At 72.8% G+C, this 11139-nt stretch carries 8 protein-coding genes; 7 read left to right on the plus strand and 1 reads right to left on the minus strand.

The features are described from left to right. Nucleotides 1-583 precede the first annotated feature (583 nt). From AC3EQ1_RS16145 to AC3EQ1_RS16160, 4 genes are all read left to right on the plus strand, one after another. Complete coding sequence (locus tag AC3EQ1_RS16145) at nt 584-1708, plus strand: nucleotide disphospho-sugar-binding domain-containing protein (protein ID WP_432094996.1); 1125 nt, start codon at nt 584-586, stop codon at nt 1706-1708. Between the two features lie 214 nt (nt 1709-1922). After that, nucleotides 1923-2933, plus strand: coding sequence for a dTDP-glucose 4,6-dehydratase (gene rfbB, locus AC3EQ1_RS16150; protein ID WP_432094997.1), 1011 nt, complete (start codon nt 1923-1925; stop codon nt 2931-2933). Between the two features lie 146 nt (nt 2934-3079). Next, nucleotides 3080-3949, plus strand: coding sequence for a glucose-1-phosphate thymidylyltransferase RfbA (gene rfbA / locus AC3EQ1_RS16155; RefSeq protein WP_432094998.1), 870 nt, complete (start codon nt 3080-3082; stop codon nt 3947-3949). A gap of 194 nt (nt 3950-4143) precedes the next feature. Beyond that, a complete protein-coding gene (locus AC3EQ1_RS16160; RefSeq protein ID WP_432094999.1) occupies nt 4144-4581 on the plus strand; it encodes a VOC family protein in 438 nt (145 codons plus the stop codon). Between the two features lie 177 nt (nt 4582-4758). On the opposite strand, the gene AC3EQ1_RS16165 is transcribed toward AC3EQ1_RS16160, so the two are convergent. Then, nucleotides 4759-6465: an FAD-dependent monooxygenase gene (locus AC3EQ1_RS16165; RefSeq protein ID WP_432095000.1), complete on the minus strand. Its 1707-nt coding sequence runs from the start codon at nt 6463-6465 to the stop codon at nt 4759-4761. Between the two features lie 965 nt (nt 6466-7430). Here AC3EQ1_RS16165 and AC3EQ1_RS16170 point away from each other — a divergent pair. From AC3EQ1_RS16170 to AC3EQ1_RS16180, 3 genes are all read left to right on the plus strand, one after another. Then, a complete protein-coding gene (locus AC3EQ1_RS16170) occupies nt 7431-8186 on the plus strand; it encodes an SDR family oxidoreductase (protein ID WP_432095001.1) in 756 nt (251 codons plus the stop codon). Nucleotides 8187-8508: 322 nt separating this feature from the next. Then, a complete protein-coding gene (locus AC3EQ1_RS16175; RefSeq protein ID WP_432095002.1) occupies nt 8509-9552 on the plus strand; it encodes a ketoacyl-ACP synthase III family protein in 1044 nt (347 codons plus the stop codon). 289 nt (nt 9553-9841) lie between these two features. Then, the gene (locus tag AC3EQ1_RS16180; protein ID WP_432095003.1) at nt 9842-11002 is read left to right on the plus strand and encodes a ThiF family adenylyltransferase; all 1161 of its coding nucleotides are present in this window, start codon (nt 9842-9844) and stop codon (nt 11000-11002) included. Nucleotides 11003-11139 lie beyond the last annotated feature (137 nt).

An 11139-nucleotide genomic window follows, 5' to 3' on the forward strand; every position in this document is an offset into this window, starting at 1 on the left:
CGGGCAGTGTTCATTGCCTTTTGTCGAGAAATGCGGCAATCCCCAACGAGGGGGTGGCTGCGGACAGTCAACTTCTCCTGCTTCTGTCAGGTTTGACGGGAGTCTGTATATGCTGAGCCTCCCGCCACTCGGAAGATGGCTCCATCAATGCGAAGCACTCCTGGTCGCACGTGCTGCGACAACATCGGCGGGGTAATTGACGATCACCTTCCGGATATTCGCCGAACATCGTTGATCCTTTTGTGTCGAAGCAGTGCGGCGACGTGCGGGGGAATCTTCCGGAGCCGGTTCTCGGCGTGCTGACGCCGGTCTCCGGTGCCGGGTATTCCGGTTTTCCGATTCCGCCTGCCGGTACGCGCGGGAGCGCGCGGCAGGAGGCCCGCACGACCGCACGATCGCCGCGCACGTCCGCCCCGCACCACCGCACCACCGCCCCGACCGGCCGGGCGGTCCGCCCCGGAGGGCGGAACGGCCGGACGCGCCCTGCACGGTCCGCCGGGCTCCGGGCCGCCGGAACCCGGGTCCCGCGTGACCTCGAACCGTCCGCTCGACGCTCCGAAGCGCCTCAGATCAGGTGGTGTCCATGAGAATCCTCTTCGTCACCGGCGGCAGCCCGGCGACGGTCTTCCCGCTCACCCCGCTGGCCACGGCCGCCCGCAACGCCGGTCACGAGGTGATCGTGGCCTGCAACGACGAGACGGCGGACGCCGTCGCCGGGGCCGGCCTCGCGGGCCTCTCCGTCTCCCCGGTCCCGATCCGGCAGCACTTCTCCACCGACCGCTCCGGCTCCCCGGTCGCGGCACCGGAGGGCCCGTCGGAGCACATGGAGTTCATCGGGCGCGGCTTCGGCCGGATGGCGGCGGCCTACCTGGCGCCGCTCGGCCGGCTCGCCGAACAGTGGCGCCCCGACGTCGTCGTCGGCGGCATGCTCTGCTTCTCCGCGCCCCTGCTCGCCTCCCGGCTCGGCGTGCCGTACGTACGTCACTCCTGGGACTCCGGGGAGCCGCCCGCCTTCGACACCGCCGCCGAACAGGAGCTGCGCCCCGAACTGGACCGGCTGGGCCTGGACGGCATCCCGGCCGCCGACCTGTGGATCGACATCTGCCCGCCGAGCGTCCGCCCCGCCGACGCTCCCGCCGCCCAGCCCATGCGCTATGTGCCGTGCAACCTGCAGCAGCCCCTGGAGCCCTGGATGCTGGGCCGGTCCGCCACCCGGCGGGTCTGCGTCACCGCCGGAACCAAGGTGGCTCCCGGCTACTTCGACGACTACCTGGTGGAACTGGTCGGAAAGGTCGGGGAGCTGGACGCCGAGATCGTCGTCGCCGCCCCGGCAGCCGTCGCCGGAGACCTCACCAGGCGGCTGGGCGTCCGGGCGGGCTGGCTGCCGTTGGACGTCGTCGCCCGCAGCTGCGACCTGCTGGTCCACCACGCGGGTGGCGGCACCGCTCTCACCGGTATGGCCGCTGCCGTACCGCAGCTGCTGATCCCCAACATGCCCAAGCTGGTACCGCCGTCGGAGCGGCTGGCCGGATACGGCGCCGCCCGGATGCTGCTGTCCGGCGAGGACACCCCTCAGGCCGTCGCCGCGGCGGCCGAGGACCTGCTGACCACCCCGTCCTACCGGGAGCGGGCCGCGGAACTCGCCCGCGAGATCGCCGCGATGCCCGCCCCGCCGGAGGTGCTCGCCATCGTCGAGAAGCTGTCCTGACGGCGCGCCGGCGCAGGCCGTCGCCTGTGGCCGGGACGCCGGGGACCGGCCTCCGGCGTCCGCCGCACCGGCTCGCCGCCCCGGCCGCCGCACCGGCTCGCCGCCCCGCCCGTCGGCCCGTGCTCGCCGCCCCGGCCGTCGGCCCGTGCTCGCCGCCCCGGCCGCCGGCCCGTGCTCCCTCCCCGAATTCCCGCGCACCGAAGGAGATCCGTTAATGCACCTACTCGTCACCGGGGGAGCGGGGTTCATCGGATCCCACTACACCCGGATGCTGCTCCGGGACTCCGGCGCGGACGCCGTCACCGTGCTCGACAAGCTGACCTACGCCGGCAACCTCGACAACCTCGCCGACGTCATGGACGACCGCCGGCTCCGGTTCCGGCAGGGGGACATCACCGACCGCGCGATGCTCGACCGGCTGCTGCCCGGCGTCGACACCGTGGTGCACTTCGCCGCCGAGTCCCATGTCGACCGCTCCATCGAGGACGGCAGCGGGTGCGTACGCACCAATGTGCTCGGCACCCAGTGTCTGCTGGACGCCGCGCTGCACCACGGAGTGGGGACCTTCGTGCACATCTCCACGGACGAGGTCTACGGCTCCATCGGGCACGGCTCCTGGCGGGAGACCCACCCGCTGCTCCCGAACTCCCCCTACTCCGCGTCCAAGGCCTCCTCCGACCTGCTGGCCCTCGCCCAGCACCGGACCCACGGCCTGGACGTGCGGGTGACCCGCTGTTCCAACAACTACGGGCCGATGCAGTTCCCGGAGAAGGTGATCCCGCTCTTCGTCACCCGGCTCATCGACGGGCTCACCGTGCCGCTGTACGGCGACGGGCGCAACATCCGCGACTGGCTGCACGTCGAGGACCACTGCCGGGGCATCGAACTGGTCCGCACCCGGGGCCGCGCCGGGGAGATCTACAACATCGGGGGCGGCACCGAACTGTCCAACCGCGAGCTGACCGAGCGGCTCCTGGCGGCATCCGGAGCCGACTGGTCCGCCGTCCGGCAGGTGCCCGACCGCAAGGGCCACGATCTGCGCTACTCGGTCGACTGGAGCAAGGCCCGCGAGGAACTCGGCTACGCGCCGCGGCACGACCTGGCGTCCGGGCTGGCCGCCACCGTCCGGTGGTACCGCGACAACCCGCGGTGGTGGCGTCCCCTCGTCCGGCGTGCGGAGACCGGGGCCGGCGGCCGCGCGGGGGCCCTCTCCTCCACCGCCTGAGCCCCGTCCTCCGACTGCGCCGACACCGGCCGGTCTCCGGTCCCTGCCTGGTCTCCGGCCCCTGCCCGGTCCCCGGTCCTGCCCGCTCCCCGGTCCCGCCCGGTCCCCCCGATGACACCCGGTCCTTCGGAAAGGAACTCACCACGATGCGCGGAATACTGCTGGCCGGAGGGTCCGGAACCCGGCTGCTGCCCCTGACCTCCGTCAGCTCCAAGCAACTGCTCCCGGTCTACGACAAGCCGCTGATCTACTATCCGCTGTCGGTGCTGATGCTCGCCGGCATGCGCGAGATCCTCGTGATCAGCGACGGCCGGCACCTCGACTCCTTCCGGCACCTGCTGGGCGACGGCGAACGCTTCGGCCTGGACCTCCGGTACGCCGCCCAGGACTCACCGCGCGGAATCGCCGAAGCGCTGCTCATCGGCCGCGAGTTCGCGGGCGAGGAGGACGTCTGCCTGATCCTGGGCGACAACATCTTCTACGGGCAGGGGCTGCCCGCCACCCTGCGGGAGGCCGCGGGGACGGTGGACGGCTGCACCGTCTTCGGCTATCCCGTCTCCGACCCCGAGCGCTACGGCGTCGCCGCCCTCGACGAGGACGGCCGGCTGCTCGACATCGAGGAGAAGCCGGCCGAACCGCGGTCCAACCTCGCGGTCACCGGGCTGTACATGTACAGCAACGACGCCCTGATCTGCGCGGAGAAGATCTCCCCGTCCGCACGCGGGGAGCTGGAGATCACCGATGTCAACCGGATGCTGGTCGCCGAGGGCCGCGGCCGGCTCGTACGGCTCGGACGGGGCACGGCCTGGCTCGACGCCGGTACGCATGACAGCCTGCTGGAGGCCAGCCAGTACGTGCAGGTGCTGCAGAAGCGCCAGGGGTTACGGATCGCCTGCCTTGAGGAGACCGCCTACCACATGGGGTACATCGGCAAGGAGCAACTGAGGGCCCTCGCGGACGGGCTGTCGGCCGGGTCCGACTACGGCAGACATGTCCGCTCCCTGCTCCGGACCTGACGGGGGCGGGGGCGGCGGGGGTCGCTCCGGCCCGCTGTCCCGTTGCCCCGGCCCGGCGGGGTTCCGCCCCGGGCGGGGCGGCGTACAGCGGTGAACGGCCGGGCGATGGCGGGGCGGACGAGGTCCGGTCGCACCGCCGGAACCCAGCGGTGAGCAAGCGCACGAACACACCACAGGAGAGGGGGAGACGGGCCGTGTTCTACCACGTCTGCTTCGTCGTACCGGACATCGAGCGTGCCATGGACGATCTCAGCCGGACGGTCCGGACCGAGTGGAGCCCGATCAAGGAGGACTCCCTGGGCCCTTGGGAGTACCGCATGGCGTTCTCCCGCACCGGGCCGCCGCACTTCGAACTGATCCAGGGACCCGAGGGCAGCCCGTGGGACTCCTCGCTGGGCGCCCGGTGCGATCACATCGGGTTCTGGACCCGTTCGGTGGAGGAGAGTTCCCGCCGACTGGCCGACGAGGGCCTGCCCCTGGAGTTCACCGGCTGCCCGTACGGCCGTCCCTTCGCGTACCACCGTGCGGACAGCCTGGGCGTGCGGCTGGAGATGATGGACGTGTCACGCCAGGAGGCGTTCCTGAAGCAGTGGAACCCCGGCGGGGAGCCCATGCCGGTCTTCGATTCCTGATTCCCGGGTGGGACCTGCCCCGGTGGCCGTCCGCAGGTCTGGGCCCATGAGCTGTTGGCGCCGCCGGCCCGTGCCGCCCCGCACCGTCGGGGCGGCAGGTCCGCGTATCGGCGTCCGACTGTTCGCGTCCGCGCGGTCCCGGTCCGGCCCCGGTCCGGTCCCGGTCCCGCGGCCCCGTCAGGACTCTGCGGGCGTCCGGCAGAGCAGTGAGGCCAGCACCCGCCGCAACTCCTCGCCCGGGGCCTCGCCGAGCGCGGGAATCCGCCGGCCGATGAAGCCGTCCGGACGCACCAGCAGGGCCCCGGAGTCGCTGATGCCGACGGATCGGGGCCAGGGGGTGACGGCATCGGTGAGGTCGGTGAGGTCGTCAGTGCCCCCGATCCGGTGACCGGCCACCGTGACCCCCTGCGCGGCCGCCGCCTCCGGGAGGGCGTCCAGCCATGCCCCGCCGTCCGGTCCGGTGAGCAGGGCGAAGCCTCCGCCGGCGAGATCCAGCGTGGACACCCGCTCCTCGCCCCGCCGGAGCCACCGGTGCGGGAGCCGGGAGCCCGGGGCGCCGTCCAGGGCGCGTCCGATGTCCTCCGTGGAGGGCAGGGCCGGCCGGGCGTCCACGACGGCGGCGGAGTCGTAGCGGTAACCGAGGTGGACCACCGGTGCGTTGAGGGCCCCCGCCGCCGCCCGCGCACGAGCGGCCTCGGGGCCCCGCCCCCAGTGCAGACCCGGGTCGTCCAGGCGCAGCAGCGACTGCTCCATCGTGGTCAGCGCCACCGGGCGGCGCTCCGCCTCGTAGGTGTCGAGCAGGCCGGGTCCGGCGGTGCCCCGGAGCACCGCGGCCAGCTTCCACGCCAGGTTGTGCGCGTCGGCCACTCCGGTGTTCATACCGAACGCCCCCACCGGCGGGATGACATGGGCGGCGTCCCCGGCGAGCAGGACCCGGCCGGACCGGAACCGGTCGGCGACCGCGGCCCGCACCTGCCACGGCAGGACGTCGACGATCTCCACCTCCAGACCCGGCACGCCCACGGCGGAGCGGACCAGCGCACGGCAGCGCTCAGGGGTGAAGTCCTGGAGCGACTGGCCGGCCGCCGGGTCGTAGCGCGTGTGGTAGATCCACTCGCGGTCGCCGTCGACGGGCAGCAGACCGCCCGCCGCCTCGGGCGTGGTGATGTCGCACATGACAAAGGTGTGGCTGCCGGTCAGGTCCCGCAGATCGCTGCGGAAGAGCACGCTCACCAGCGGCTGTCCCAGCTCGCCCGGTCCGGAGACGGCGATGCCGAGGGCGGACCGCACCGGGCTGCGCGCCCCGTCGGCCGCCACCAGATACCGGGCCCGCACGGTGAACGAGCCCTCCGGTCCCTTGAGTTCGGCCTCCACCCCGTCCTCGTCCCGGACGAAGGAGAGCAGCTCGGTGCCGAAGGCGACGGTGGCGCCGTGGGCGCGGGCGGCGTCGATCGCCACGGTGTCCAGCCGGCCCTGCGGGCAGGTGCCGCGGAGCGTCCGGGGGGTGACGTCCCGGAAGTCGTCGGTCCGCGGCGGCGCGGCCTCGGCCAGTGCGTCGAGGTCGGCCGTGGCCAGAGTGGGCGCGGAGAACATCTGCAGATTGCTGCCGGACATGTCCACGCAGCGGGCGTCCACCGCGTCGTCGATGCCGGCCTCGCGCAGCAGCTCCACGGTCCGGGGGCCGACACCCATGGCGCGCGGGTGGGCGAGCGGAGCGGAGTGCCGTTCCACGGCCAGGACCGGAACACCGTGCCGGGCCAGGAACATCGCGGTGAACAGGCCGACGGTGCTCGCCCCCGCCACCAGCACGTCCACCTGCTCCGTGGGCGTGCGGGGCTCACCGGACGTCGGCGGCGTGCTGTACCTGGACGGTGTGCCGTGCATGTGTCTCTCCCCGGGTGCGTATGTCCCCGGGCGTACCGCCGCCGGCGCACAGGCACGGAACGCGGGCCGTCCGGAGGAGCCGTCAGTGTGGTGCCGGGTGTCGTCGGCGTCGGACGACGGTGCTGCTGGTGATCGAGCCTGGTGCGTGGGGCGTTGTGTGTCGCGTGTGATGCGCTGTGCCGGGCCTGGGCGTTGTGCCCGGCCGTCGGCTGCCTCGTACCCGGTGCCCGCTCCGTCGCGCGCTGTCGGGCGGGGACGCTGGTCCGCGGCCGGCGACGCCGACCGCGCGGTGACCCGGCGGCGCGGTGCCGCACCGGACCCGGCCCGCGGTGAACGGTGTCCGGCATCGTCCGGGTGCCCGTGTCGCACTGTCCGGTTCGCACCGGTCCCGCACCACCGGCCCGGTGACCCTAGCAGTCGACGGATGCCGCCGCGCCCCGTTCGTGCCATCCCTGCGCACCCGTTGACCGGGGCCTCCCACTCCGCTTCGCGGCGGTTCGGAGGGGCCTCACCGGTCCTCAACTCATGGCTTGGCAAAGGTCGTTACCGGAGCTCAGGGAATGCTTGCCTCCGCCACGACACACCGTGTTAATGTTCGTGCCCGGTGGCCCCGGCTGCCGATTCGGCCCACGCGTGGAGCGTCGGCCGCGTCGCGTGAGGGGCTGTGGCCGCCCGTATGTGAACAGCCGTATTCGCACCAAGCGCACGACGCTGAACACCGGAAGCGATCTCTGCCCACGGTGTTCCGTCCACCGGACGGAAGTTGCGGGGCACCGCGGCGGCAACGCCGAACTGTTCATCCATGATCCCCAGCCGTACCCCGGCTGATTCCCGACACCGTCAAGGCACCGCTCCAGGTGACCGAGCGGCCGCACCGCCGTGTCCCGGCGCCGCCGCCGCCCGCCACCGGAGGGTTCGTTGTGCGCTCTGCGCGCGGCACATGAGGGGGATGCTTGACAGCGGAAGTGGCTCGGACAGCACTGGTCACGGGGGCGAGCCGCGGCATCGGACGGGCGACGGCGGAACGCCTCGGCCGGCCCGGCACCGTGGTCGCCGTGCACTACGGGCACGACGGAACCGCGGCGAAGGAGACCGTGTCGGCCATCGAGCGGAACGGCGGACGGGCCTTCGCCGTGCGGGCCGAACTCGGTGCCCCCGACGCCGCCGAGGTGCTGTTCGCCGGGGTGGAAGCGGGGCTGCGCGAGCACACCGGCGGCACCGCCCTCGACATCCTGGTCAACAACGCCGGCATCGGATGCTCCGGGGACATCGAACACCTCACCCCGGAGCAGCTGGACCGCGTCCTCGCCGTCAATGTGCGGGCGCCGGTCTTCATCGTCCAGCGCGCACTGCCCCTGATGCGACCCGGCGGACGGATCGTCAACATCTCCTCGCTCGCCACCCGGGTGGCACACCCCCGGATCATCGGCTACGCCCTGAGCAAGGCCGCCCTCGAGGCGTTCGGCCGCTCCCTGGCACCGCACCTGGGGGAGCGGGGGATCACCGTGAACACCGTCGCACCGGGGCTGATCGACACGGACTTCCACGGGGACCGGTTCCGCGGGGACCCCGCGGCGGCGGCCGACGCGGCGGCTCAGAGCGCCTTCGGGCGGCTCGGCCGGGCCGCGGACGTCGCCGACGCCGTCGCGTTCCTCGCCTCCGAGGACGCCCGGTGGATCACCGGCGAACGGCTGGAGATCGCCGGCGGGGCGCATCTGTGAGGGTGGCGCAGCGGCCGGGGCCGGTACGGGCAGTACCGGTACGGGCAGCGGTCCTGTTCCCGAGCCGGTCGCCGGTGCTGTCCCCGGGACGGTCGCCGGTCCTGTCCTGGGGGTGTTCACCGTCTCGGGCAGCGGTCCCGTCTCCGCACCGGTCACCGCTCCCGGCCACCGATCCCGCCGACGGCCCGGTCACCGGCCCGGCTCGCGTTTCCGCCACTGCCCCGGAGCCCGGTCACCGGGTGGGACGTGGCGCTGTCACTGACCCGTATGCGTGCGATCCCCGCGAGCCCGCTCGTGCCGCACGGTGATGAGGAGGTTGGGCATGCTCCTGAACGACATCTACCTCGACGCGATAGGGGTGCGGCTCGGCCGGCCGACCGATCTGGCCGACGCGGTCGCCGAGGGGCGCTATCCGTCCGCCGAATACACCGCCAACGCCCTGCTGGGAGCCGTCGTCTCCGACGAGTTCGCCCCCGACATGGCGGTCAGCGCGGTGCGGCAGGCCATGGAACGGAGCGCGGCACGCCCCGCCGACGTCCGCATGATCCTGCATGCCAGCACCTACTACCAGGGCCAGGACATGTGGACCCCGGCCTCGTACATCCAGCAGCAGACCATCGGCGGGAACGCGCCGGCCGTCGATGTGGACCAGAAGTCCAACGGCGGTGTGGCCGCGCTCAGCCTGGGTGCGGCCTACCTCGCGGCGTGCGACGACGACGCGGCCGTGCTGCTCACCACCGGGGAGCGGTTCTGCGACCCCGGCTTCGACCGCTACCGCAGTGAGAGCGGCACGGTCATGGCCGACGGCGCCACGGCGACCGTCCTCACCCGGCGCCCCGGCTTCGCCCGCGTCCTGGCCACCGTGCTGACCGCCGATCCGACGCTGGAGGAGATGTACCGGGGCCGCTCGCTGCGCGACGCCCCGGCGTCCGGGGACAAGCCGCTGAACATGCGGTCGCGCAAGAAGCTGTTCATGCGCTCCCGGCTGCGCGACCTGGAGAAGATCTCCGAGCAGATCGCCGGCGGAGTGGGCGACTGCATGGGGCGGGCACTGACCGAGGCGAAGACCGAACTGGCCGAGGTCCGCCGCTTCGTCCTGCCGAACGTGGGCCAGACCGTCCGCTGGTGGAGCGTGCTCGCCGCGATGGGCGTCGGACATGAGCGCACCACCTGGGACTTCGGCCGCGGCATCGGCCACCTCGGAGCCGGGGACCAGGCGCTCGGTCTGCACCATCTGGTGGAGACCGGCGCGCTGGAGCCCGGCGACCGGGTGGTGCTCGCCGGCACCGGATACGGGTTCAACTGGGGCTGTGCCGTGGTGGAAATCCTCGACACGCCGCGGTGGGGCGGCGCCGCTTCGGAATAGCCGGAAGCGGGCGGAGGCACCGTCGGTTCCGTCGCTGAGCGCTGAGTCTTCGGGTCCCTTTCCGGTTCGGCGGGGAAATCCAAGGGCCTTGTGCGGTGCGGAAGGTCTTCTTCGGTTCGCGATTTCCGTTTCTCGCCGGGACGGGGCGCCGTTCCGGGGCGTGAGAGAAAGGGAGGATGGCGGAAGGGGGGGGGCGTGGCGGAAACAGGTGTGGCGGAAAGGGGGGTTCGCCGGAAAGAAGGACCGCGAGCGATGTCGTCAGCACCTCCGTTTCCGAATGAGGAGTCCCATGCCTTTCCCGCCCCTGGTCGAGCCGGTCGAAGAACTCGGTGACATCGATGTGCGCCGGCACGCACGACAGCTGATTCTGGCCGAGATCGGCGCGCTCGGTCAGCGCCGGCTGAAGAACGGCCGCGTTCTGGTGATCGGCGCCGACGAGGTCGGTGCGCCCGCTCTCGGCCATCTCGCCGACGCCGGCGTGGGTGTGCTCGGCATCGCCGACGGCGCCCCGCTGCACACGTGGGACCGCTGCCCGGGGCGGCCCGGACCCGACGGCCGCCCGGTGCCGCAGGAGTCACGCGCCGCCGCGTGGGCGGCGGCGCTGCGCGAGACCCATCCCGCCGTCACGGTCGTGACGCACGGGACCCGGCTGGACGCCGGCACCGCGGAGGCGGTCCTCGGCGACTACGACGTGGTGCTCTGCGCGAGCGAGGACCCCGCCCGGTGCTACCTGGTGGACGACGTCTGCGCCCGCCTGGGCAAGCCGTTCGTCTGGGGCGGCGTCGACCGCCTCCGGGGGCGCGTCGGCGTCTTCTGGGACGCGCACGGACCCACCTACCGCGATCTCCATCCGGCCCCGCCCGCGCCGTACTTCCGCGGGATGGCCGGGTTCCTGGAAATCCTCGGCGGCTGGCTGTCGGCGGCGCTGGCGGTGGAGGCCGTCAAGCTGCTGACCGGCGGCGGAGAGCCGCTCGTGGGCCGGATCACGGAGTACGACGCGCTGGGCGGCGACTGCCGGACGGTCCCCCTGGAGCGCGACCCCACGGCCGTCCGCCCGGCCGGGCTGACGGCCGCCGAACCGTACTTCGGGCTGCTCTCGCCGGAGGCGGCGGAGGCGGCCCGGGAGCACACGATCTCCGTCGACGAGCTCAAGGACCTGCTCGACCGGGACGTACCGCTGTACCTGGTCGACGTCCGCGAACCGGACGAGCACGCCTTCTCCGACCTTCCCGGCTCGGTGCTGATCCCCAAGGGGGAGTTCTTCGACGGGAGTGCGGCGGTGGAGCGGTTGCCCGAGGACCGGAAGGTGGTCTTCTTCTGCCGGATGGGGATCCGGTCGGCGGAGGTGCTGGCGGTGGCCCGGAAGTACGGGCATCCCGATGCGGTGCATCTGGGGGGCGGGATCGTGGAGTGGGCGGAGCGGGTTGATCCGGGGATGCCTGTGTATTGACGGGGGGTGGGGTCTCGCCGTGCGGCGCGCGCTCGGGGGTTCAGCGGTTCGTTTCGGCGGGTGTCCGGTTTGTTGGGTGCGGGTGTGTGGTGGGTTTCGGGGGTGGGGGGGGGGGGGGGGGGGGGGGGGGGGGGGGG

Source organism: Streptomyces sp. bgisy100, from assembly GCF_057709105.1.